Origin of the sequence: uncultured Mobiluncus sp. (genome assembly GCF_947087965.1) — a bacterium.
GTDB lineage: Bacteria > Actinomycetota > Actinomycetes > Actinomycetales > Actinomycetaceae > Mobiluncus.
Genome location: NZ_CAMUES010000006.1, coordinates 76,250 through 101,116, shown reverse-complemented (window position 1 = coordinate 101,116; position 24,867 = coordinate 76,250). Strand labels below are relative to the sequence as shown.

Below are 24,867 nucleotides of genomic sequence, written 5' to 3'. Positions count from 1 at the left end.
TCGGTCACCTTTCCAGAATTTTTGGCTACAGAGCCACGCTATAGACTTAGCCTATAGGAAAACGACTCCGGCGGTTTGCTCTGAACGTCAGGGAAAACTGCGCAAATCAGGAAAAGAGGCAACATGAAACTCGGTTTTATTGGAATGGGTGCCATGGGTTCGGCGATTGCGGCGGGAGCTCTCAAACATGACTTCGTCAAGGCCTGCGACCTGAGTTTTTCTGATTTCGGCGTAACCCCGGGTGAACACCCGCTGACCAAAGAGTTCGGAGCCCAGCAGGTGGCTTCTAACCGGGAACTGGTCGGGTCGGTTGACGCGGTGGTCATTGCGGTGAAACCGAAACATATCGGCGCAGTTCTCACCGAAATCGCCCCAGAGCTGGGAGGAAAGCTGGTCATTTCCATCGCCGGAGGGGTCGGACTGGACCATCTGGAGGGCTGGTTGTCCCCGGACACCCCCATAGTGCGGGTCATGCCAAACCTGAACGCACAAGTCAACGCCGCCATGTCGGCCTTGTGCGCGAACGCGGCGGTAACCCCGGAACAAAAGCAGTACGCCCGAGGCCTGTTCAACGCGGTGGGCCGCACAGTCGAGCTGGAGGAATCCCTGTTCCCCGCGTTTACCGCCATTGCCGGGTGCGCCCCCGCCTGGACCTATACCTACGTGGAAGCCTTGGCAAAAGCCGGTGTGGCGGCGGGGCTGACAAAAGCGGCAGCCATCGAGTCCGCGACCCAGATGCTGCTGGGGTCCGCCCTCATGCTGCAAGACGGTTTGGAAAAGGGCGCTCACCCCGGCCAGCTGGTCGATAGAGTGTGTTCCCCCGGCGGCTCCACCATTGCCGGTTTGCTGGCTGGCGAGGACGCGGGATTCTCACGGGCCGTAGTACACATGGTTGAAGGCGCCATTGCCGGGGATGCCAAAGCGACCCAGAAATAACCCCACCACGCCGAACGCGTTAGGGTAGCGGGAACGCGAGCGGGTAGACTATTGCAGGTAAATCACAACGATAAAAGGAAAACGATGACCGAGAGACTGAAAGCTCCGAGCGTACCGGCAAAGACGACCCTGGACGGGATTGAGGACAAATGGCGCGAGGTGTGGACCCAGACGCAGACCTACGCTTTTGACCCGGATACTACCCGGGAAGCCGTTTACTCTATCGATACCCCGCCACCCACCGTGTCTGGTTCGCTGCATGTTGGTCACGTGTTTTCCTACACCCACACGGATTTGGTGGCGCGCTACCAGCGGATGCGCGGCAAGAACGTGTTTTACCCGATGGGCTGGGACGACAACGGTCTGCCCACCGAACGCCGGGTGCAAAACTATTTCGGGGTGCGCTGCGACCCGTCCCTGCCCTACGTGCCTGATTTCACTCCGCCGTATGAGGGCGGGGAGGGCAAGTCCATTAAGAACGCCGACCAGGTGCCGATTAGCCGCAAAAACTTCGTGGAACTGTGCGAACGTTTGACCGCTGAGGACGAAAAACAGTTCGAGGAACTCTGGCGGACGCTGGGACTGTCTATCGACTGGTCCTACACGATGCAAACCATCGGCAAGCGGGCGCAAAAGGTGGCGCAGACGTTTTTCCTGCGTAACTTTGCTCGTGGCGAGGTGTACGCGGCCGAGGCTCCGGGCCTGTGGGACGTCACGTTCCAGACTGCGGTGGCACAAGCCGAGTTGGAGGCGCGTGACTATCCTGGCTCCTACCATTCTTTTGCGTTCCATCGCGAGGACGGCAAGGGCGACATCGTTATCGAAACGACTCGTCCGGAACTGCTGGGGGCGTGCTGCGCACTGATTGCCCACCCCGACGATGAGCGTTACGCCGATATGTTCGGCACCTATGTCACGTCACCAGGGTTTGACGTGCGGGTTCCCGTGTTGGCTCATCCCGAGGCCGAGATGGAAAAGGGTTCGGGTATCGCTATGTGCTGTACTTTCGGCGACCTGGTGGACGTGGATTGGTGGCGAGATTTGCAGCTGCCGACCCGGGTTATCCTACGCAAGGACGGTCGGATTATTCCTGACGTGCCGGATTGGATTACTTCCGAGCGCGGCCGGGCGCTGTATCAGGAAACCGCTGGGAAAACGACGTTCTCTGCCCGGAAGGCTATCGTCGAGGCGTTGCGGGAATCCGGGGAGATGCTGGGGGATCCGAAACCGACCCAGCGTATGACGAACTTTTACGAAAAGGGCGACAAGCCTCTGGAAATCGTGACTTCGCGCCAGTGGTATATCCGCAACGGCGGCCAGCCTTATGCCCGCACCGCGGGAGGCACGGATTTGCGTGAGGAACTCTTGGCGCGCGGGCGCGAACTGGACTTTGTGCCTGACTTTATGCGGGTTCGCTACGAGAACTGGGTCAACGGTTTGAATACCGACTGGCTCATTTCCCGCCAGCGTTTCTTTGGGGTGCCGCTGCCCCTGTGGTATCCAGTCAAGGACTCTGGCGAAACGGACTTTGACCACCCGATTTTGCCCAGTGAGGACGTGCTGCCTATCGATCCAACCACGGATACGCCCGCCGGATTCGATGAATCTCAGCGTGGCGTGCCGGGCGGTTTCGTGGCGGAAGTCGACATTATGGACACGTGGGCGACCTCCAGCCTGACTCCCGAAATTTATTCGGGTTTTGGGCGGGATGAAAAGCTGTTTGCCGCGACTTTCCCGATGGACTTGCGTCCCCAGGGTCAAGACATTATTCGTACTTGGCTGTTCTCGACCGTGGTGCGGTCCCACCTGGAGTTTGGCACTCTGCCGTGGCGCCAAGCCGCGATTTCGGGCTGGATTTTGGATCCTGACCACAAAAAGATGTCGAAGTCCAAAGGCAACGTGGTGACCCCGATGGGACTGCTGGAAAAGCACTCTTCCGACGCGGTGCGCTACTGGGCGGCTTCGGCCCGGCTGGGAACGGACGCGGCCTTTGACGAAGGCGAAATGAAGGTCGGGCGGCGTTTGGCTATCAAACTGTTGAACGCGTCGAAGTTCGCCCTCTCGATGGGCGGGGACGCCGACCTAGTCTTGGATCCGGCGCTGGTAACGGTCGAGGTAGACCGGTCTTTGATTGCCACCCTCGCGGAAGTCATCACCTCCGCGACCAAGGCTTTCGAGGAAATGAACCATGCTCGTGCCCTGGAAGTGACCGAGAGCTTCTTCTGGACGCTGTGTGATGATTACTTGGAGCTGGTCAAGGACCGCGCTTACGGCAAGGATTCGGCGGCCGATAGCGCCGCGGTCGCCTCCGCGCGCACGACCCTGGCGCTGGCGATTGATAACGTGGTGCGTCTGCTGGCGCCGTTCTTGCCTTTCACCGCTGAGGAAGTGTGGTCCTGGTATCGCACCGGGTCGGTGCATCGGGCGGCTTGGCCCAGCACCGATGGTTTGGATAGCGTGAGCGGCAATCCCCAAGTGTTGCGGGCGGCCGGTGGGGCGCTGTCGGCTCTCCGTAAGGTTAAGTCGGATGCCAAAGTGTCTCAGCGCACCCCGTTCTTGCACGCCACCGTGACTTTCCCCGAGCCCGATGTGGCGTGTGCCGAGGCGGCTCGCGCCGACTTGGTGGCCGCCAACCACGTGGAGGGCAAACTGGAGTTCGTCGCCGGCGAGGTCGAATCCCCGCAGGTCAGCGCTGCCGAGCTGGGCGAGCCCCCGGCAAAACCGGCGAAACCAGCAAAGTAACTGAGACCCGCCCCGCTGATAAAGTCACAGCGCTCAGGCGCGATTGCGCCTCCCGGCTGCCCTCAACAGCGGTGATTCAAGATTGCAATAGTCAAGCCCCGTAAGAGTGTGAATCTCGCGGTTGCGGGCGAGTCGTCACGGGTTTCCAGCCACGCGGAGTCTTGGCTCCGCGTATACCTTCCGTGCGGGAACGATAGACCACGTAGGGACGGGTTGGGTACATAACCGGAGCGGAAACTACGTGAACCAGCCTGGTGAACGGCCAAATCGCAAACAGCAGAAGTCCGGCGATAATGTGCATTTTGAAAGAGCTGGGTACCCCCGCAAGCAGCTCCGGCTGGGGTTGGAAAGTCAGGATTGACCGCAACCAGGGGCTGATGGTTTCCCGGTAGTCGTAGCCATTCGCCCCGCCCAGCACCTGATTTTGCAAAGTGGCCCAGAAGCCCAAGCCAATCGGGAGGCACAGCAGAATGTACATGAAAATGTCGTTCTTCGTGGTGGCGAAACGTACTGATTTATTGACGATACGCCGATAGAGCAAACCCAGCAGGCCAACGACCGCAGCTACCCCCGCTACCATGCCGCCAATGGTTGCCATCAGGTGATATCCGTGCTCGGAAACTCCCAAGGCAGTGGTCCAAGACTTGGGGATAAGCAACCCCATCACGTGCCCCACCCCCACGAACAAAATTCCGAAGTGGAACAACGGCGATGCCCAACGCAACAAAGCCGACTCGTAAATCTGGGAGGAACGTGAGGTCCACCCAAACTTGTCATAGCGGTAACGCCAAATCAGGCCTACGATTAGCAAGCCCAGTGCTAGATAAGGGAACCCTGCCCACAAGAAAAGCTCAATGGGATTCATCAGCGTGCCTCCTGTTTTGGTGTCAAAAAGAACGGTTGTGACTGCACGCCGACCATCTCGGCGGGCGGTCCTTGCAAGATAAGTTTACGGAACGCTGCTTTTGCCTTTTCGTCCAGCGGGTCTAGCGTCAAAATCAGTCCCGCAACGACAGAAGACCAGGGGCTTTGCAAGGATTCCAAGGCTGCCCGGAGCACTTCCAGACCGTCACGGTGGATATTGATCAGATGCTCCGCGAGCTCATCGCCACTGCGGGCGGCTAGCTCCAGCACAGCGGGCAAATAATCCGGCAGTTCTCCCCCACAGACTTTCCAGCCCATCGCCTCAAAGGCCTGTTGAAAAGCCAAAATAGCGGAACCGCGCATCCGAGTGTCTCCGGTGGAGTAGTAGGAAAGGTACAGATTGCATTTGCGTTTCTGGTCAAACGTTCGCACATACAAATCCTCGATTTCGCGCAAATTGTGCGAATCTGCCCAATCCAGAAAGGTTTGGAACTCGTCGGCAACTTCCGGCTCCACGTTGTCCAGCTCCAACCGAATGATGGACAGCTGATTATGGTAGTCCTCACTCGGATAGTCCAACAGGACAGAGGCAATCATCTGGGCGGTCCGCGACCGTCCCGCCTCCGTTGAATTCAGAGCCTCCCGAGGTGGCAGGCCCGTCAGCACCTGACTCATTGATGAACCTCCAGCGGAACGAAAGTCCTGGTGGAGCCGGTATTGCTGAAGGCAGGGATACCCTCACCGCCCCGACCAGGCCCGCCCAGTACGTCCAGGGAGCAGCCCAATTCGCGCAAGCCTCGTGGGGTTTCCGCTCCGGCGGTGGGCACCACAAAACGGTCATCGTACTTGGCGATAGCCAGGAGCCGGTACATTTCCTCCAGTTGTTCCCCGGTCATGCCCACGGCGTTTGCTCCCGTGGCATCGGGTTCTTCCCCGAGGTGGCGCCCACGCATATAGCTGCGCATGGCCGCCAGGCGGCGCAGGGACTTTTCAACCGGCACGGTGTCCCCCGCCGTAAATAGTCCAGCGAGATACTCCAGGGGAATCCGCATGGTCGCGATAGAGGTCAGCAGGACTTTGGCGTCCTCACCGTCGGCACCCGCAGCCGTCACCGCATCGATCACCGGGGACAGCGGGGGAATGTACCAAACCATCGGTAAAGTGCGATATTCCGGGTGGAGCGGCAGAGCCACCTCATATTCTGAAATGAGCTTGTACACCGGCGATTCTTGAGCTGCCTGAATCCAGGAATGCGGCACCCCGTTTGCCTCCGCAGCGGCCCGCACCTTTGGGTCAAAAGGATCCAGCAGCAGGTCACGCTGGGAATGGTACAGGTCCTGGGGGTCTTGGACCGCAGCGGCCTCGCCAACCCGATCCGCATCGTAGAGCAAGACACCCAAGTAGCGCAGCCGCCCGACACAGGTTTCGGAACAAACCGTGGGCTCCCCCGCCTCCAAGCGAGGGTAGCAAAGGGTGCATTTTTCGGCTTTACCTGTGAGGTGGTTGAAATAGACTTTCTTGTACGGGCAAGCCGACACGCACATTCGCCAGCCACGGCACTTATCTTGGTCAACCAGCACGATACCGTCCTCGGTACGCTTGTACATCGCGGTTCCAGGACAAGCCGAGACACAGGCCGGATTCAGGCAATGTTCGCAAATCCGGGGCAGATAAAACATGAAAGCATCTTGAATCTGGGCCTTAACCTGCACTGTCATTTGTTCCAAGATGGGGTCCTGGGGCAAAGTTTCCAGTGAGCCGGCTAAATCGTCGTCCCAGTTCGGGCCCCAAGTCGGCTGATTGATATGCTCACCCGTGATTTGTTTCACCGGACGTGCACTCGGCAAATATTTTGAGTCTTTCGGGGCCGCGAGCAGTTTCTCATACTCGTAGGTCCAAGGTTCGTAATAATCGTCGAGGGTGGGCATCTGCGGGTTGGCGAAAATCTTGGTCAATTCGTGTACCCGGCCGCCGGTGCGAAGGCGGAGCTTACCGGAAGGCGTGAGCCTCCAGCCGCCGCGATATTTTCCTTGGTTCTCCCATTCTTTCGGGTATCCCACACCGGGCTTGGTCTCTACGTTGTTGAACCACACGTATTCCGTGCCTTCCCGGTTCGTCCACGCTTGTTTGCAGGTAACTGAACAGGTATGACACCCGATACATTTATCGAGATTCATCACCATTGCGATTTGGGCAAGTACCTTCATCAGAACTTCACCTCCGTGGTACGGCGACGAATCAACGTCACTTCGTCACGTTGATTGCCGGTGGGACCAATGTAGTTAAACCCGTAGGTCAGCTGGGCGTGACCTCCGGCCATGTGGGTTGGTTTCAACAAAATCCGGGTCAGTGAGTTGTGGATACCGCCGCGCAGACCCGACTTTTGTGAAATAGGTGTGCCGCTGACCCGCTCTTGTGCGTGATACATATAGACCGTCCCTGGCGGCATCCGGTGAGACACCACCGCACGCGCCGCCACGGCACCGTTACGGTTATAGGCCTCGACCCAGTCATTGTCCTTGACCCCAATCTTGGCGGCATCTTCGGGAGACATCCAGATAGTCTGTCCACCCCGTCCCAGAGTCAACATATACAGGTTGTCGTAGTACTGGGAGTGGATAGCCCATTTGTTGTGAGGGGTCAGGTAACGCACCGCAACTTGGGCTACGCCGTCGTCTTTGGAAAGTTCACCCACTACGGCGTCACCGTAGATCCGCGCCAAGTCCAGCGGGGGTCGATACACCGGCAAGGATTCACCGATGTCAATCATCCAGTCGTGATCCAGGTAGTAATGCATTCGTCCCGTAAAGGTGTGGAAAGGCTTGAGATGTTCAATGTTGATGACGAACGAGGAGTAGCGCCGCCCGCCGTGTTCCGAACCGGACCATTCCGGCGAGGTGATGACCGAGCGGGGCTGAATGGTAATTTCTCTAAACGTCAGTCGTTTTTCTTCGTCCCCGAGGGCCAGTTGCGCCAGCTTTTGGCCGGTTTGGGCTTCGTATTGGCAAAAGCCCTGTACCGCGATACGTCCGTTCGTGGTGCCTGACATCTGCATCACCGCGTCGGCCGCCTTAATCGGGGTATCCAACAGCGGACGCCCTTGCCCCACCCCGCTGGTGGCTACCCCGTTCATTCCCCGCAGCACTTCGACTTCCCGGTCGGGTTTCAACGTAAGACCCTTGATGGGCAAGCCGAGTTTTTCCACGTTGGGGCCGAGCGTGGTGAACTTTTCATAAATCTTGGTGTAGTCACGCTCCACCGGAATAAACTTTGGCAAAGTTTTGCCGGGAATGAGTTCACGTGTCTGCAAGGGCTCCACGATTCCATGCGGCAAAGCCATCTCATCGGGGGTGTCATGAGCAATCGGTGCCATGACCACGTCTTGCCTGGTGCCCAGGTGACGTTGCGCCATTTCCGACACCAAGTATGCCAAATCCCGAAACACCTCGAAGTCAGAGCGAGCCTGCCACGGCGGCACTACCGCTTGATTGAATGAATGCAGGAAGGGATGCATATCAGTTGACGAAATATCGTATTTCTCATACCAAGTGGCTGCCGGCAGCACAATGTCTGAAAACAGCGTGGTAGAGGTGTTCCGGAAGTCAGCCGTGAACATAAGGTCGAGTTTGCCGATACCCGGGTCGTCACGCCACTTCATCAGCTTCGGGCGGCGTTCCGGCGCAAGTTCGTCAGCTGAAACTGCGTTGTCGGCTCCAATCATGTGACGCGCGAAGTACTCCGCGCCTTTGGCGGAGGAACCCATCAGGTTCGTGCGCCAGTTAGCGAGGACACGGGTAAAGTTTCGCGGGTTGTCAGGGTCGGTGCAGGCAAAGTGTAGACGGTCGTCCTGGAGCTCCTGCACCACGTATTCACCGGGTTTCATGCCGGCTTCTTGGGCCGCTTGGCCAATTTCCAGAGCGGAACGGTCGAACTGCGGGTAGGAGGGCATCCAGCCGCGTTGGGAGGCTTCAATCAAAGTGTCCGCATTCGTCAAGCCTTTCCAGTCAGCCAGTGGGGACCCCACCTGTCCAGCCAGAGAACCGTCATAACGCCACTGGTCGGTCAAAAGATACCAGAACCCCGTAGAAATCATTTGCCGAGGTGGGCGGGACCAGTCCAGACCCATCGCGTACTGTTGCCACCCCGCAATCGGGCGGACCTTTTCTTGACCGACATAGTGCGCCCAGCCGCCGCCGTTCACCCCTTGGGTGGCACACATGGTGGTCAGCGCCAGGAAAGTGCGATATATCGTGTCGGAGTGGAAAAAGTGGTTCGTGCCCGCACCCATCACAATCATGGACCGCCCTTTTGAATCGAGGGCATTTTGAGCAAATTCGCGGGCAATCCGAATGGCTGCGTGCATGGGCACGCCGGTATGTTCTTCCTGCCAGGCGGGAGTCCCGGGAGTGGAGCCGTCATCGTAACCGCTGGGCCATTGGCCGGGCAGGTCACCGCGTTTCACCCCATATTCAGCCAGCAGCAAATCGTAGACGGTCGTGACATAGTCCGTTCCGACTTTGAAAGCGGGAACTCCCCGTTTCACAAGGCCGGCACCGAGCGCTACCGTTTCGGATTGGGAACTCGGCAGGTCAAAGCGCGGTAAAACAATTTCAATCCCAGCGGCATCAGGCCGGTCGAGCGCCGAAATTGCTGGTTGGACCCCGTCCAGAGCTAAGTTCCAGTGACCTTTACCATTGGATTCACCCCACCTGTCTGCCAGGGTCCCGCCGGGATCTTTGATGGTTCCGTCCACGTCGAGTACCAGTCCGCGATGCTCCGGATTGGGCCGATCTTTCAAGTCTCCCGCTAGTTCAGCAGGCAAATCAGCGGCTGTCAGGAACTTACCGGGCACCACTCCGTGTTCGGTTTCCTGCAGTTTGACCAAGAAAGGCGCATCCGTATAGCGCGACATATAATCCAGGAAAAATGGCTCCCGGCGTTTAACGTGGAACTCACTGAGGATTACATGACCCATAGCTTGCGCCAAGGCCCCGTCCGTGCCGGGGTTCACCCGCAGCCACTCATCGCCAAACTTGGTGTTATCGGCATAATCAGGCGAAATGGCTACGACTTTTTGCCCGTGATAGCGGGCTTCGGTCATGAAGTGAGCGTCTGGAGTACGGGTCAGGGGAATGTTCGAACCCCACATGATGAGGTATTGCGAGTTGAACCAGTCACCAGACTCGGGAACATCGGTTTGATCGCCGAAAACTTGCGGCGAGGCGGGAGGAAGGTCAGCGTACCAGTCATAGAAGGACAGCATGACCCCGCCCAGCAATTCATAAAACCGCGATCCGGCGGCGTAAGAAATCATCGACATAGCGGGAATCACCGAGAACCCGGCCAGCCGGTCCGGACCGTATTCCTTGATGGTATAGACGTGGGCTGCGGCGATAATCTCATTGGCCTCATCCCAACCGATTCGCACCATGCCGCCTTTACCCCGCTGGGACTTGTAGGCTTTGGCTTTTTGCGGATCCTCGACAATAGCTCCCCAAGACTCTACCGGGTCCTTGCCCGATTTTCGTTCCTCTCGGTACAAATCCAGCAGGACCCCTCGAATATGGGGGTAACGAATCCGGGTCGGAGAGTACTCGTACCAAGAGTAGGCAGCTCCCCGGGGGCAACCACGCGGTTCATAGTCAGGCAGTTCCGACCCGGTGGAGGGATAATCAACGGCTTGGGATTCCCAGGTGATGATGCCGTCTTTTACATACACTTTCCACGAACAAGATCCGGTGCAGTTCACCCCGTGAGTCGAACGCACGACCTTGTCGTAGGACCAGCGTTGCCGATAGAAGGCGTCTGCGTCGCGACCACCTTCAATAAACAGCTGGCGGGAATCGCCAGACATTTCACCGCGGCGCAGTTTTGAGCCCAGCGCAAATACTCCCGAGGGAACGTCTTTGTATCCCCCGCCTTGGTTTTTCGATTCACTCATTGTTTATTACCTCCACTTGGCGCGGTCTAACCGGGGAACGGAGCGTTCTTGCGGGCGTAAAGTACCCAGCACAGAACGGAACAGAAGATGCAGTACACGGTGGCACCGAAAAAGAACTGTGCCGCCGGAATAACGGCAAGGCCCGCCCCGACCAGGAACGGTCCGAGCGCGGCTACAGAAGCCGTGAAGCCGATAGCCCCACCGGCTTGGCGTTTGGGCATAATCATCGGCATCTGTTTAAAGGTGCCGGCGTTGCCAATTCCCGCAAAGAAGAACATAATCAGCATCGCCCAGAGGAACCCGCTAAAGTCCGCTGCGGACTGGGGATTCATCAGGAAGAATCCGGAAACTCCCAGCGTGACGGCCATGCCGACACCGGAAACGAATGTCCACAGCCCCCCGCCGAACTTATCGCACAGCGGCCCCCACAAAACCCGCACTAAGGAGCCAATGAGCGGACCGAGGAAAGCATAGGTGGCACCTTGCACAGCTAGGTGCAAGGTTGAATCTGGTCCATAGTTGTTGTTGATGAGCAAACCGAATTGAGCCGAGGCGCCCGAGAAAATCCCGAAGGTCATCACATAGAGCAGAGTCATGAACCAGGTATTTTTGTTTGAAAAGATGTCCATCTGTTCCCGAATGTTGGCTTTCACCGGAACATCTTTGAGTAGCGTGAACGCGAGTACGGCTGCCACGAGGGACCACGGAACAAAGAAGATAGCGGGGTTGTGAACCCAGATATCGCCGTTGGGGCCGCTTTGCGGAGCTATCCAGGACAAACCGAACAGGGAGAATCCCATGAGGATAGGCCCGACGATTTGAATGATAGACATACCCAAGTTTCCGATACCAGCCTGGAGATTCAGTGCTGTGCCAGACAGACGCTTGGGGAAAAAGTAGCCGGTTGACGGCATATATCCCGAGAAAGAACCTCCGCCAATACCGCACATGAACGCCAAAGTCAGCAGCCACCAGTACGGAGTGTCCGCATTTTGCACCGCGAAAAACCAGCCAAACATGGGAATGGTGAACAGGATTGAAGAAATTCCCACCAACTTGCGCGTTCCGATTACCGGAGGGAGGAAAGTGTAGATGAAACGAATCAAGCCCCCAGACAGGCCTGGCATCGCTGCCAGCCAGTACAGCTGCGCTTTGCTGAGTCCGAAGCCGATTTCATTGAGTTTCGGCGCCAATGCCGACACTAAGAACCACACGCAGAACGCCATAATCATCGAGTAGGTGGAAACCACCAGGGTCGTCCAGGCTATTTTTGAGCTCCACTGCTGGGAATCTTCGGGATTCCAGTTTTTCAACAGTTTTCCGGAGGCATCTAGTTTCTGAGTCTCTGCGGTCATGTCTCTCCTTATTTATTAAGCCACTCCGGCAATTATTGAACACCTGTCTAAAAGCTAACAGAGTTAAACGATTCTTAGGCAGATTTTGAAATTCAGGTCATGGAACCGCGTTTAACCAGGTAATCAACCTCAGCGTAACGGTAAAAAGGGCCAGAAACGTGGCGTGAGCAGCTATAAACTGATGGTAATTTAGTTACGTAACAGATGCGTAAATGGAGATTTCGTTCAGGAGGTCATTATGGCTGAGCATTCTCAGGTAACCGCGGCCATCATCACTGTTGATTCACGAGTGGTTAGCGGCGACAAACCTCCGAAAGGTGCCGCCAAAGCTCGTGAACTGCTGAGCGACTTTGGGATTGAGGTAATTCGCGAGGAAGTTATCGATGACCTCGCGGCTCCCCTGCGTGCTGAGTTTGAGCGTGCGCAACAGGCCGGAGCGCGCCTCATCGTGACTGTAGGTTCTACCGGGGTTTCCGCCCGAAACATCGCGCCCGAGACGACTCTGGCGGTGTGCGATGTGGAGTTGCCGGGGATTGCTGAACAGATTCGTGCCGTAGGTCTGAAAAACACGCCGCAATCGGTGTTGTCTCGTGCTGTAGTTGGGGTGACCTCCCGGACTTCTCGTGGGGCGGTCATCGTGAACTGCCCCAGTTCCTCGGGCGGGGTCGCTGATGCCTTGCAGGTGGTGCTCCCCCTGCTGCATTACATCATTGAACAGCTTGACCAGACCCAGGCATAAGAGTCAGCTGAGAGAGGACCGCCCGGGAGCGTGCCGTGGCGGGGGTCACCATCAGAAAAATGAACTATAGTTCGTAAATCCATCGAAATTAGATAAAAAATGAACCGTACTTCAAAAATAGAAAGCGGTTTCTGAGAATCAAACCTCAACAGCGTGGGGAATTTCTAGGCGCGCCGCCATTTTACGCGCGTCTTCGGGCGTGTCGACGTCCATGCAATAATGTTGCGGGTCCGCTACCGCGGCCACCTCCAGGCGGGAAAAACCGCTGCGGATTGACCGGTTCCGAACTTGGGGCAGTCCCCGCAAAGCGCCCAGCCGGTAGCAACCGTGCAGGTACTGGAGTCGCGTTTCACCATCGTCCGCTAGCGGCGCCGCCCCAGCGCAGTCCTCTAGCTGCGCACACAGGTTCCCCCACAATCTTGGGGTCAGTGGGGCATCACAAGGCATCACCGCCACGACCGCGGAATCCGGCAGGTCCCCCAACTGAGACACCCCGGCATTGAGGCCCGCCAGAGGTCCGCCCAGAGGGGGATCTTCCAACGTCAGCACTACCCCGGAGGGAACCGACAGGCGCGCGGGAGCGACCACGACACGGCGACCGGAGCACCTGGTGCGCTCGATTTCAGCAAAAACCCAGTCAATAAGCCTGGTGCCCCCCACCCGATAATCGGGTTTGGACACCCCGCCTAAACGTTTCGCGGTCCCTCCTGCCAAAATCAACGCCGCGTCCGGCACGGCCGCCGGGTTTCCTGCACAGTCACGCATTAACGTTCAGTCCGCCTCCTGGGTTTCACGCTCGCCCTCGGGAGCGTTTAGGTAAATTGTAGGCTCTGTGCCGAGCTTTGGTTTGGCTACCGACCGGGCAAAAGCCGGTGGGTCGCGACCATCCCGTAGCGTTGTCAGTCCCCCGGCGCGCGGCGCAGCGGCAACGGTTCGGGTAAATCTATCGTGATACTCAACTGTAGCGCGGGGTCGGAAAACACCCTCCCGTTGGAAGTCATGGCGAGGGCGCGATATGCCGCACCCAAAACGCCCTTTTGAGTCAGTTCATGCAGCAGGGGGGTGCCTCCCGCAATCAGCGCGGTAGAGAGGGCCTCGCAATCCATCGCGTCAGGTCCCACCACGAGCGCCGCGCAAATATCGGTAAACGCGAGCTGCCCGTCCAGACCGCGAATATGGCTGCGCACCAGACTGGGGACAATATCCGTTTGTGGTAGCGCGGAAAAGGAGAGGGCCTCGTTTTCTATCTGCAGATTTCCCAGGAATTCCCGACTTGTCCAGGGTGATTGCACCCTGATGGTAGCCCGGCGATCCGGTGCCACAATTGACGAACCCCCGAAGGACACCAAGATGTCGCTGCCGCCCGATTGTGCAATGAGGGAAGCCAGGTGCGCGGCCGCGTAACCTTTCGCGATACCTCCCAAATCCAGGCCCCCAGCCCCCGCTCCATCGGTGAGACGAGCCTGTTCGCCCCGGAGCTGGAGCGTTTCAGCGCCCACGCCCAAGCGCGGGAATAGTTTAAAGAACCCTCCGGTACGCTGCGACCAATCCTGAGCAGCCCGAAACACCGCGGTACAGTACGGTCCGACATCCCTCCACTCGGTGTTCAGGCGGCTCACGGGTGAATCCGCCCGAAACCGCGACAAGTCGTCCTCCAACTGCGCCACCCTTTGCGGCAGGCTCACCCGCAGGACCTCAGCGACCTGGGGAGCGCTACGCCACGAGACCGTCACCAGCGTTCCCATCGCGGCAAAAGTAATCGTGGTTTCTCCGTGCAAAGTCTGCGCGAGGTGCACAACGCCTACTTTTGCGCGGTGTCCATAGCCGCCTGTACCGCGTCGAGGAACAACCGATGTGATAAGGACGCACCGGCCACTCTATCGACCTTATTCTGGTCCCCGGTCCGCAGGAACTGCTGTACATAGCGCTGTTCGGCGCTGATGGCGTCTTGGGCGCGCTGATAGAACTCCGTATCTATCGCACCGCTGGCGGTCTTGCCATAATTTTCGTCATGTACCGTCCCGTCTTTGTCGTAGAGACGGAACTCGGCGTCAACCACCTGACCGCCCTTAATCGTGAAGCGAACTTTGCCGACCGTACCGTCCTCTTCGGGCTGTGAGCTACCCGCATATTGCCCATCGGGCAACGTTGAGGCCGCTGGGTAAGTCGCACAGCCGCTCAGGGCGACCATGCCGATAGCAAGCAATGCTCCCGCGGTCGCTTTATGCATCTTTCCCTCCTGTTTCCGATGTTTCCGGCGCGCCTGCCGCGGAAGTTTGCGGCTGATTTTTTACTTCGCTGACGATTTTTCCGTGTTCCAAGATGATTTGTCGCTGCCCTTGCCGAGCGACGTTGGCATCGTGGGTGACGACCAATAGCGTGGTGCCCTCCCGGTGCAGCTGCGAAAAAAAGTCGATTACGATGTTTTCGTTTGCCTCGTCCAGGTTTCCGGTCGGTTCGTCGGCGAGGATGACGGAGGGGTGGTTGATGAGGGCACGAGCCACGCACACGCGCTGCTGCTCCCCTCCGGATAGTTCATGAGGGAGGTGGGTGGCGCGAGCGGACATGCCCACGCGATCCAGGGCCTCCATTGCCTCGGCTTCATCGGGTAGGGAGTGGTAATACTGAGCCATCATCACGTTTTCTACCGCGGAAAGGTGCTTGACCAAGTGGAACTGTTGAAAGATGAGGCCAATCTTGCGGCGGCGCACCGCAGCCAATTCCAGCTCGCCCATTTTGTCCAGACGCTCCCCCTCCAGGTAAACCAGTCCTTCGGTGGGAGAATCCAGGCAGCCCAAAATGTTCATCAAAGTCGACTTGCCCGAACCGGAAGGTCCCACTACCGAGAGCCACTCGCCTCGAGTCACGTCCAAGCTGACATTATCCAGCGCCGCTAACTCGCCGTATTTCCGAGATACATTCTCGACTCGATAAATCAATTGTTCATCATTATTATCTGCCATAGCATTCTCACTCTCCACCAAGAACGTTTATAGGATTAATCCGGGCGATGCGTTTAGCCGGCCATAAAGAGCCGATAACCGCTACCGCTACCGAAAACACAATTGTGAGGACTATAATTATCCAGTTGATTTCTACTCGTGCCAGGAAAACTTTTTGCAATATGTAATCCGCCAGCCCAATTCCCAGCAGCACCCCTAAGAAGCCTCCGAACAGCCCTAACAGTATCGACTCTCCGATGAGCTCCGTGAATACGTCCTTGCTCAAAGCCCCTAAGGCCTTTTTCAATCCAATCTCGCGGGCACGTTCCGAAACAATCGAACTCAGTGTCGCGGATACCGCAATGAGCATCAGGGCGGAAATAATAATACTGACCACCCAAATTAGGTTGCTTAGAGTATGGGCGATGCGCGTCTCGTTTTGCGTAGTCCGACGCACCACCTCAGCGTCAATTCCGTTGACCTTTTTTTCGATAGTTTTCGCTAAGGCGCTGAGCTGGGCAGTATCACCTTTCAGGGAATATTCCACCAAACTATAGCGGTCGGCAACCCCGCCCATAGCGGTGTAACTGTCTGGGCTCAACACCGCCAGGTCATCCTCGGGACCGCCGGTGCGCAGCAGCCCGGAGATTTCCAACTGTTTGCCGGAATGGTTAACATCTCCGGAGTTCTGCTCATCGTTGTTTTCCCGCAGCTGCGCCACCTTGAGGCCAATCAAGTCACCGACGTGCAGACGGAATTTTTCTGCGAGGTTCACGCCTAACAGGATCTGTTCGCTACCCTGCGGCACTTTCCCCTCGATTGACCAGTAGGGTCGAACTGACCGGGCGTCGGCAAATTTCGTCACCATGAGGGGAACGGGCTGTTGCCCATAGAGCAGGTTACCGTAGCTGTAGCCGGCCCGCCCCAACAGGCTTTCGCCGCACTGCTGGTCTATGGCAGACACCGTTTCCGGAGTAATTACGTTGGAACCTTGCGGCAGCACCACCAGGTTTGCCCCAAAAGAACGCAGTTCCTTGGCGATATAGTCGGGAACTGTCACCGCCACCAGCCCCAGGCCGGAGAGGGTGGAGGCACCCATCGCGATTGCTAGGGAAGCAATCAAAACTCGAGAGAAGCGGTGCGCAAAGGCTTTCCAGATGATGCGCACGAACATTCGTTTGTGTGAATTCATTCCCGCCTACTTTCTGTGCAGGACTCGTGCCGGCTGCAAAGTCACCAGCGCCCGGATGGAAGGTAAACAGCCCAGCAAAACAGTCATGCCTACGATGACCGCCATCAGGGGGAACACGACCGGGCGGATATTGATACTGACCCCAAATACCAAGTGGCCGACCAGTTGTGCCAGCCCGATGCCACCCAGGCACCCGAACGCGGCCCCGACCAGGCTCACGATGAAGGTTTCCGTCAGAATCATCAGCACCACGAACAGATTGCGCGCCCCCAAGGCTTTCATCAGCCCGATTTCTGCGGAACGTTCCATCACCGAAGCGGTCACCAGGTTAGCGATGCCCAGAGCGGAACCAGCCATGGCCAAAATCGCCACCAAAGTCATGATGAGCTGGGTTTTTTCCAGAATCGTACCCTCACTGTCGGCGATTTGGTGGACGGGAGTAGCCACGGCGTTGCTCATGACTTCCTCAATCTGATAGGCGATCGAGGACGTGTAAGCAGTGCAGTACCAGGTCTCCCAGTCCTCCAGCGACAGTGAGCTGGGATCGCGAGCAGCCCTACGTGACAGGTCATTTTCCGGCGTGGTGATAGCCCGGACCTCAACCCTATCGACCTGCCCCGGACGATTGGACAGTGTCTGGGCTATGCTCAAATCAGCGAAAAGTTGCCGGTCTTCATTGGAACCGGAAGTAAAAATGCCGCTGATAGTCAGGGTGGGAATGGGCGCGGAGCCGGATATTCCGGGTGGCGGTTGCAACGTGAGAGAATCCCCCAGGTGCCAACCGTTTTGCTGGGCCAGTTTCGTTCCGACCATGACTTCGTCGGGGGCTTTCGGCCAACTGCCTTGGACTTCCCACCAGTCGCGCATGTCTGCCATGCCGGTATCAACTTTTTCTCCCGTGGGAATAGCCAGTTTTTTGCGGAACCAAGTACCGACTACATCGACATCATGACCGGAATACTCGGCCTTGGTCTCTAGGAACGGCGCAAAGTTTTCGATGTTGTAGGCCCAAAAAATGGTTTTCAGCTTTGCCAGTTCGGATTCCTGTAGCGCTCCGGACTGGGTATTCGCTGAGCTATCCGTATCCTCAAAGTCATAGAGTTGGGAAACTACGGATTTTCCTTGCGGTAGCACTTGAATGTTGGCACCGTAAGAACCAAGTTCCTGCTTGATTTTGTCCCCCACGTCCAGCATGACCGCGAGCATAGAAGTCGTGAGCCCCACCCCGAGGAAAATCGTTACCGCAATCATGAGGCGCTTGCCGACCTGCCGGCGCAATGCCTTGAAAATCATCCTGAAAAAGAACATGGAAACTTATACCTTAGAGCCTTAGATTATTTTGGTTTTAAAGATTCTGGCGTGCCCACTCAGCTCGTCAGCAAAAAACCGCAATTCTTTCGGGCCAACTTCATACTTAATCGGAATGGGGTTACAGCCACCGGGGAAACCAATAGTTTGAATGTTCATCATGACCCCGCAGCGCCGGCAGATGACTTTCCCGCCGTCTTCGTAATAACCGGATTCCCCGCAAATCTCACACGCGTCGAGCCCGCAACCGTAAGCCACCGCGTTCTTTTGAATGACGATGAAACGGACTTGCGTCCCGTCCTCGGTCACGTAGGCGAACCGATGCAGGTGTCCATCAGACACCAGCTCCCGACTCACCGAAACCACATTGCCTTTCACGGTGGAAGGCTCTATCGGGGATAACTCTGGCACAGCTTCTGCCACACGTTTGCCGACAGTCAAAGCCGAAACGAAGACGACCGTACCCCCCAAAGCCAGCTCCAAAAAGTGACGGCGAGAAATTCGATCCGCTTTTGCTAAACGTGCTTCCGGTCCGGAAACATTGACGGGTTTGGAGCTGAACCAAATGGCGATGATGCCGGGAATGGCGGTGAGTACCACCAGAGTCAGCAACATGACGGTGTTGGCATTTTGAATCCACAACACGAGTTCAAAAATGGTCCGCGAGCGGGGCAGGAAACCACGGGCAGCGAGCTGCTGATAGAGCAGGATAGAGCGCGGACCGATGACTACCAAAAACACCGCGGTAGTAATTGCCAAACGCACCATCGCGGGAACCAGCTTGGTCGCGTGTACATACGCCCATCCAGCGATGACCACCAGCAAAGAACCAAACACAAAGCCGGCAAATCGTGCCAGCGATTCAGTTTCTAATGGGGAGGACCCCATCAGCACAATTTCATCGGTCGAAAATGCGTATTCAAAGCCGAAATTAATGATGATGCTGACGGCAGTCAACAGCGAGACCACCAGCAGCGCCCGATGCTTAGCGCTTTGTTTAATGTCATAGAGGTCGGCCGCACCAAACCACCAGGACATCCCCAGGAAGCCCAGAGAGCAAATCAGCATTACTGGAACCAGATAGAAGTTCATGGTGGGAACATCTATCAGGTTCGTATTCAGTCGAAACCATGCCAGCGTCGCCGCCACTAGGGCTGCCACTACCAACACCACGGTGGTAATCCGAGCGACAACTCGGCGTTCCATCGGGGCGTGTGGCCGTGTTGCCAGCAAGATTGCCAGCGGCACGAACAGCGGCAGCCCATAGCGGAGGGCGACAACAAATAACTTGAGCAATGAAATCTACTTAGAGAATCTGCCCATCCCACTGCCAGTTCTTAAACTCGAACTTCAGCGGTTCTTTCCAGAAGCGTCCCTTGACCGCGGAGGAATCCTTACCCGTGTGCAGCATGAACTTGTCCTCCGGAGAGGGGATGGTGATGGTCACATCGTACAGACCGGGCTTGAGCTTGATGTTGTTACCATAGTGAGGACCGTCAACGGCGATCATCGGCATCATGGTGCCCAGGTCAGTTTCCTCACCGGTCTTTTGATCCTTAACTGTGGCCTTCAAATCGTCCAGGTAGGGCAGGTATGAATCGGCCGGGTATCCGAATTCTTCGGCCTTTTCATTAGTGGAAACGTCAATCTCAAAGTGCATATCGGACTCGGAGGCCGGAGGCATCTTCATCGAGCCATGTTCCATATCGACAGCCTGGAAATAGACAACGTTTACATTCAGCGGCCCGTTGGTTTGTTCGCCAGAATCCCCAACCGGAATCTCCTTGATACCCACAACGTTGGGATCGCTGGGGGTTTCCGGCTGTTCCTGCTCGGTCGCCGGCTTGGATTCCTGCGGCTTCGCCTGGTTGTCCGCCGAGGTTCCGCCACAGCCGCTGAGGCTCGTGCCCAACGCCAGGACGGCTGCCAGAGCCAGTAGCTTCTTCTTCATTATTCTTCCTTTCCGCTGTGTGCTTCGACAGCGTCTTGTGTGTTTTCCCTCGAAGAGTGTCCTTCGGGAGCTTTATCATTACTTTCCGAGATATGGGTGTCGGAACGAGTCTCGGAGCCGCCCGCCTCGGGGTGGTCGGCTTTTGCCTGGCGGCGTTGCAACAGAGCAAGGCCGACCAATACTGCGGCGGTAATAAGCTGTGCACCGAGGGTTTCCGCGGTGGGATAGATTCCTAGGAACACCACGGTAGGAACGGAAGGCACCATATGCGCCCCGACCAAAGCGGCCTCTTGCAGCTCTTTGATTGCCCCACCCACGATGGCTATCGCCAGCAACGCCAGCAATATCGAAGTCCACTTAAAGAACGGCTTGAGCGGCAGGCGTACCCCGAACTGCCAGACCAGCACGAATAGAATCGCGAGGATGACTACCGCCGTTACGCCACCCCCAACGATAAACCAATAATCGCTGTGCGTTTTCGCCCCGGCGACAATCGGGTAAAAGAACAGGATGGTTTCGGCGCCCTCCCGGGCGACGGTGAGGAAGGACACAAATGCCAGGGCAAAAACGCCTCCCGACGCGGTTTTTTCGCCCGCGGTCGCCTTTATGTATTCTTCCCAGCGTTTGCCACTGGACTTGCTCAGTATCCAGTTAGACACATAAATCAGCATCAGGGCTGCCGCTAGGCCGGTAATCCCCTCCAGCAGTTCCTGACCCATTCCGCTCTGCACACTGGCGCTGAGCTGTCCAAACAGAATAGCCAGACCGATGGAAATGACCACGGCGATAACCACGCCAGCGAGGATTCCCCGCAGCTGGTCGCGCCGTCCCGCTTTCAACGCGTAGGTGACCAACGCCGCCACGACCAGCAGTGCCTCCGCGCCTTCACGCAGCAGAATCAGAAAAGCGGCAAAGAAACCGGAAATCCCCAGCGGTCCCGTGTCCTGCGTTTTCGAGTCTAAAAATTGCGCGTCCTCAGTCAGCTTCGCAATCAGGTCCTTGCCAAGTTTCTCCTGCTGAGCCTGGTCACGACCGTCTTTGTAACCCTGTCGCAAGTCACTGAACATGCCCTCAATCTCAGTCACGCGGCTGAAACCTTTGTGCACAATGGTGTTGTTTTCAAACCCGTCAGCTTCGTAATGTCCCAGGTACGCTTCGGTAGCCAAGGTGAATGCCCGGTCGGCTTGTCCCTTGACGTAGGCACTTTGGGCATCGGTGATAGTTTGCGCAATCGTGTCGGCGACCCTACTCCACTGATCCGCCACCTTCGGGGCTTTGACCAGCTTAGTTACCGTTTCTGTAAGCAGGTCTATGACTTTGTCGCTGGCTTCTCGCAGCGCCTCCGGGCTCGCGCCGTCACGGCTGAGATTGCGTAAGTTCAATAGTTCGGCGACGAACTTATCGTCGACGTCACGCCCCAAAGCGTGTTTGACCTGGTCCTCCAGTCCGCTGGTCTGGTAGTTCTCATAGTAGGCTTGACGAATCAGAGTCTGGACCGCGCTCGGATCGCCAGCTTCCGGAACCGCGGAGAGCTTTTCCTGCATTACCGCCACAACCTCAGACCATTCACCCAGATCGGAATCTTGGGGTGTGGCCGCGCTGGGCCAGACCACTCCGCCGAAGGCTAGCGCCACCACCAAAGCGGAAAAACCTACGATAAACCGCAGTCCACGTGCCCACAGAGAAGGCTGGTTTCTGGTTGCGTCCACGATTTCCTCAACTTCTTTCTAAATCGAAACATGATAAGGCTACAGAAAAATAATAAATAAGGCAAGCCTTGCCTTATAGCAAATTTAGCTGTTCAGGGCTGTTTTTTAACAAAGTACCCTCGCCCTACCGCAACTCCTCCAGGTGACCGTCTAACATATTGAACCTGCGGTTGCAGTATTCATAAGCGGCCGCGTCGTGAGTGACCATCACGACCGCGCTGCCCCCTTGTGCGAGCTCGCGGAATAGCCCCAGTACCGCCGCGGTGGAGTCATCGTCCAAGTCGCCGGTCGGTTCATCCGCCAACAAAATCTCCGGTTGGGTCATGAGTGCGCGGGCGATGGCAACTCGGCGCATCTCTCCCCCGGACAGTTCCGCGGGCCAGGCGTGTGTTAGGTCCGCGATATCGAGCTTTTCCAGCAAATCAAGCGCGCGATTGACGGGCAAAGACTCGACCGCCACCGGGGTCGATGACCCCGGAGAACGCCCTTGTGCCGGCAAAGTCGCGGGCAACACCACGTTATCCAAAACGTTGAGGGAACTGACCAGGGTTTGCTGCTGCGTAATCATTCCCACACGAAACCGGCGCAGCTGAGACAGTTCCCGGTCCGAGAGACCAGACAAGTCCTCTCCTGTCACCCGAACCGTTCCTGAACTGGGCCGAAGCAGGCCCATCATCAGGTTCAGCAGGGTCGTCTTTCCGTTACCCGATTTGCCTGAAATGACCACAAACTGATTGGCATCTATCTCCAGGCTGACGCTGTCTACCGCGTTGAATTCGCGACCCCGCCGCGAAAACTTCTTGGTCACCTCACATAGTTCCAGCAGCATCTATTGCCCCTCCCGCACGACCTGGTACGTTTCCTTTTGTAGCAGGCGAATCGCCGAAATAGCACTGGCCAGCACGGCACTGAGACACACTGTCACCAGGATGAGGACGCCCAGAGAACACTGGCTCCAAACATCACTTTGCAGATAGGGCTGTTTCAAAGCCCTTTGAATGGCATTACCAAAGGGCCGCAACAGCACCGCGCTGAGCCCCAGCCCCAGCACGCCGCCCGCCAGGCTGACCAGCAGATTCTCTTTCAGCAGCATGCCGGTGAGCATCGTCCTGGTTGCGCCCATTATCCGCAGCGAGCCCAATTCTTTGCTCCGAGACATGACGCTAACCCAGTTGACCGTCACCAACACCGCCAGTGATACTGCCCAAAAGATAATCAGAAAGACCTGCAAAGCACCCACGATATGCCCCACGCCTTCTTTGAGCCGGGAACTAATCCCGTTAGCGGACACAAAGCCCAAGCCCTTTAGCTGCGGGGATTTGGAAATATACTGCGCCACGTCCTCCGGGGTGTAATCGGGCTTGACCTTTACCATCACTGCGGAGACCCGGTGTCCAATCTGATCTGCGGGCAAGACCGGATGCCCCACCTTTTCCGCTTGGCGCGCCAAGATTTTCGTGGTCGCCAGATTGGCAAATACAGACGAATCCAGATTGGTGCCTGTCGGAGCCAGCCGCGCGCTTACCGGGAATTCATAGTTGAACAGGCGAATCTTGCCCTGGGCATTAATCTGGACTTTGGAACCCGCGACCAACTCGCCATCCTGCAGACCGCGGGAATAAGTGGCTTGAATCCAGGGTTTAATGACAAAGTCAGTGTCTGGGTCAATGCCGATAATCTGCAGCCGCACCTCGCAACAGCTCGCCATTAGGGAGGCAATATAGGTTTGTGTGGTGACCCGTTCCACTCCGGGAACACTGGCAACCAAATCAGCCACATCATCTTGCAACAGGAACCCGCTCGGCTTTCCTCCGCAGAGGTAAATATCCTTTGCGGACTGCTCAAACTGGGAAGGCACAATCATTATGTCCGCCCCCAGACGTTCCTTGACCGATGACAAGCCTTGGCTGAGGTTCAGCGAAACCATTCCTGCACCGAACGTTATCGCGCTGAGCAGGAATGCCACCAGAAACAGTCCTAAACTGCGGTAACGGTAATATTTGAGATTACGAAAAGGGAGTTTGCCCCAGGTTATCTGGCTGCTTTGCATTGCGAATTATGCCGAGACCTTCTGAAGTTCCGAGCGATTCTTTTGATCCAGGAATATCGCCGCGCCAGCTGCCAGAATTCCCACGCAGCTCAGTGCCGATAGCGTAGGCATGGCATACACGTTGCAAGACATTTCCTCGCCTTTGCACATTCCGATGAGCACGGTGACAATCGAAATTTCCAGCACGTAGATGAGTGCCGCGCTCAGGTTCAAACCGGTGCGAATTTGAGAGTTCACAAACAACGCCAGCAGCCCGATAATTACGAGGAGAATTCCAATCCCCAGACTGGCTTGAGCGGTCCAGTAGCACGCCATATGCTGATGCGCCTCACCCATCGCTTTGCCAGCCTGCCCCATGTGATCCATGTGGTCCATGTGGTCCATACCGCCGGAATCTTTCATCCCGGACATATGTTCCATGCCGGAGCTGTGTTTGGCGGCGAACTCGCAAACCGGCGCAAAAGTCCGGGGCGCGATGGCAATGAGCAGTCCCAACACGATGGTAGGCAGCGAACCGATGATTTTATCTTTCATGCGAATTTCTCCTTAATATTTAACGACGCAGACAATCATGACATAGCGCAAAACAATTGGCAAGGCTTGCCTTACCTAAATAGAGAAATAACGCGTTCCACCAGCGCAAAATGGCTCGGATGTGCTATTCAGATGGCGTTTCGCGCACCGCTTCGTGGTGACGGATAACCTCGTCAACAATGAAACGCAGGAACTTCTTGGCGAACTCGGGGTCGAGCCCTGATGAGACAGCCAAAGCCTGGAGGCGCGCCACCTGCTGCGCCTCACGCTCGGGGTCAGCCGGCGGCAAATCCAGTCGCGCCTTTAGCTGACCGACTTTTTGGGTGCAACGAAACCGCTCCGCCAGCAGATGCACTAGCGCGGCGTCGATGTTGTCGATGGTGGCGCGGTATTCCTTGAGTTCAGCAGGGGTTTGCGGCGGGTTCGCGGCGATAGCTTCGGCTTGCGTAGTGTTCATTGTTGCCCCTTCACTAGGTTCCCCTCTCACTTTACCGGGTCGCCGCGCCATAGCGGAAGTGGTCTGAGATAATCAAATGGGCTGCCCGAAAGCACAGTGAAGCCACACCAGTCACACAGAAAGCTACATCTGACAGCGTCGAACAAA

General features: G+C 56.9%; 21 protein-coding genes. 3 read left to right on the top strand and 18 right to left on the bottom strand.

What is annotated here, in order from left to right:
- Positions 1–123: 123 nt before the first annotated feature.
- Both proC and valS read left to right on the top strand, forming a co-directional pair.
- Positions 124–936: a pyrroline-5-carboxylate reductase gene (proC, locus tag Q0V70_RS07400; RefSeq protein WP_297590224.1), complete on the top strand. Its 813-nt coding sequence runs from the start codon at positions 124–126 to the stop codon at positions 934–936.
- A gap of 84 nt (positions 937–1,020) precedes the next feature.
- A complete protein-coding gene (valS, locus tag Q0V70_RS07395) occupies positions 1,021–3,678 on the top strand; it encodes a valine--tRNA ligase (RefSeq protein ID WP_297590222.1) in 2,658 nt (885 codons plus the stop codon).
- A 91-nt stretch (positions 3,679–3,769) separates the two neighbouring features.
- Here the strand turns inward: valS and narI are convergent, their stop codons facing one another.
- The 5 genes from narI to Q0V70_RS07370 are packed head-to-tail and all read right to left on the bottom strand — an operon-like array spanning position 3,770 to position 11,838.
- Positions 3,770–4,543, bottom strand: coding sequence for a respiratory nitrate reductase subunit gamma (narI, locus tag Q0V70_RS07390; RefSeq protein ID WP_297590219.1), 774 nt, complete (start codon positions 4,541–4,543; stop codon positions 3,770–3,772).
- Entirely contained in the window at positions 4,543–5,217 is a 675-nt protein-coding gene (gene narJ, locus Q0V70_RS07385; RefSeq protein ID WP_297590217.1) for a nitrate reductase molybdenum cofactor assembly chaperone, read from the bottom strand. Before narJ ends, narI begins: the two co-directional genes overlap by 1 nt.
- Positions 5,214–6,749, bottom strand: a complete 1,536-nt coding sequence (narH, locus tag Q0V70_RS07380; RefSeq protein WP_297590215.1) for a nitrate reductase subunit beta — start codon at positions 6,747–6,749, stop codon at positions 5,214–5,216. The genes narJ and narH overlap by 4 nt, the downstream gene beginning before the upstream one ends.
- Positions 6,749–10,483 (bottom strand): nitrate reductase subunit alpha, encoded by a 3,735-nt coding sequence (locus tag Q0V70_RS07375; protein ID WP_297590213.1) that lies wholly within the window; start codon positions 10,481–10,483, stop codon positions 6,749–6,751. The genes narH and Q0V70_RS07375 overlap by 1 nt, the downstream gene beginning before the upstream one ends.
- Before the next feature lie 26 nt (positions 10,484–10,509).
- Positions 10,510–11,838, bottom strand: a complete 1,329-nt coding sequence (locus Q0V70_RS07370) for a NarK/NasA family nitrate transporter (RefSeq protein WP_297590211.1) — start codon at positions 11,836–11,838, stop codon at positions 10,510–10,512.
- A gap of 238 nt (positions 11,839–12,076) precedes the next feature.
- Between Q0V70_RS07370 and Q0V70_RS07365 the strand changes: the two genes are divergently transcribed.
- Entirely contained in the window at positions 12,077–12,577 is a 501-nt protein-coding gene (locus Q0V70_RS07365; protein ID WP_297590209.1) for a molybdenum cofactor biosynthesis protein B, read from the top strand.
- A 138-nt stretch (positions 12,578–12,715) separates the two neighbouring features.
- Here Q0V70_RS07365 and Q0V70_RS07360 read toward each other — a convergent pair whose 3' ends face one another.
- The 13 genes from Q0V70_RS07360 to Q0V70_RS07300 form a co-directional block, all read right to left on the bottom strand.
- Positions 12,716–13,342 (bottom strand): molybdenum cofactor guanylyltransferase, encoded by a 627-nt coding sequence (locus tag Q0V70_RS07360; protein WP_297590207.1) that lies wholly within the window; start codon positions 13,340–13,342, stop codon positions 12,716–12,718.
- Positions 13,343–13,476: 134 nt separating this feature from the next.
- Complete coding sequence (locus Q0V70_RS07355; RefSeq protein ID WP_297590205.1) at positions 13,477–14,373, bottom strand: FAD:protein FMN transferase; 897 nt, start codon at positions 14,371–14,373, stop codon at positions 13,477–13,479.
- Between the two features lie 5 nt (positions 14,374–14,378).
- Complete coding sequence (locus Q0V70_RS07350) at positions 14,379–14,807, bottom strand: FMN-binding protein (RefSeq protein WP_297590203.1); 429 nt, start codon at positions 14,805–14,807, stop codon at positions 14,379–14,381.
- Complete coding sequence (locus tag Q0V70_RS07345) at positions 14,800–15,540, bottom strand: ABC transporter ATP-binding protein (protein ID WP_282921358.1); 741 nt, start codon at positions 15,538–15,540, stop codon at positions 14,800–14,802. Before Q0V70_RS07345 ends, Q0V70_RS07350 begins: the two co-directional genes overlap by 8 nt.
- A gap of 7 nt (positions 15,541–15,547) precedes the next feature.
- The gene (locus Q0V70_RS07340; protein ID WP_297590200.1) at positions 15,548–16,711 is read right to left on the bottom strand and encodes an ABC transporter permease; all 1,164 of its coding nucleotides are present in this window, start codon (positions 16,709–16,711) and stop codon (positions 15,548–15,550) included.
- 6 nt (positions 16,712–16,717) lie between these two features.
- Entirely contained in the window at positions 16,718–18,019 is a 1,302-nt protein-coding gene (locus tag Q0V70_RS07335; RefSeq protein WP_297590197.1) for an ABC transporter permease, read from the bottom strand.
- A 21-nt stretch (positions 18,020–18,040) separates the two neighbouring features.
- Positions 18,041–19,315, bottom strand: coding sequence for a DUF2318 domain-containing protein (locus Q0V70_RS07330; RefSeq protein WP_297590193.1), 1,275 nt, complete (start codon positions 19,313–19,315; stop codon positions 18,041–18,043).
- A gap of 10 nt (positions 19,316–19,325) precedes the next feature.
- Complete coding sequence (locus Q0V70_RS07325; protein WP_297590190.1) at positions 19,326–19,970, bottom strand: iron transporter; 645 nt, start codon at positions 19,968–19,970, stop codon at positions 19,326–19,328.
- Positions 19,970–21,679: an FTR1 family protein gene (locus tag Q0V70_RS07320; RefSeq protein ID WP_297590187.1), complete on the bottom strand. Its 1,710-nt coding sequence runs from the start codon at positions 21,677–21,679 to the stop codon at positions 19,970–19,972. Before Q0V70_RS07320 ends, Q0V70_RS07325 begins: the two co-directional genes overlap by 1 nt.
- A 124-nt stretch (positions 21,680–21,803) precedes the next feature.
- Positions 21,804–22,508 (bottom strand): ABC transporter ATP-binding protein, encoded by a 705-nt coding sequence (locus Q0V70_RS07315; protein WP_297590184.1) that lies wholly within the window; start codon positions 22,506–22,508, stop codon positions 21,804–21,806.
- Complete coding sequence (locus Q0V70_RS07310; RefSeq protein ID WP_297590181.1) at positions 22,509–23,645, bottom strand: FtsX-like permease family protein; 1,137 nt, start codon at positions 23,643–23,645, stop codon at positions 22,509–22,511.
- Positions 23,646–23,735: 90 nt separating this feature from the next.
- Positions 23,736–24,263 carry a DUF4418 family protein gene (locus Q0V70_RS07305; protein ID WP_282921350.1) on the bottom strand — a complete coding sequence of 176 codons (528 nt, stop codon included), beginning with the start codon at positions 24,261–24,263 and terminating at the stop codon, positions 23,736–23,738.
- A 124-nt stretch (positions 24,264–24,387) separates the two neighbouring features.
- Positions 24,388–24,720 carry a chorismate mutase gene (locus Q0V70_RS07300; RefSeq protein ID WP_282921349.1) on the bottom strand — a complete coding sequence of 111 codons (333 nt, stop codon included), beginning with the start codon at positions 24,718–24,720 and terminating at the stop codon, positions 24,388–24,390.
- Between the last annotated feature and the right edge of the window lie 147 nt (positions 24,721–24,867).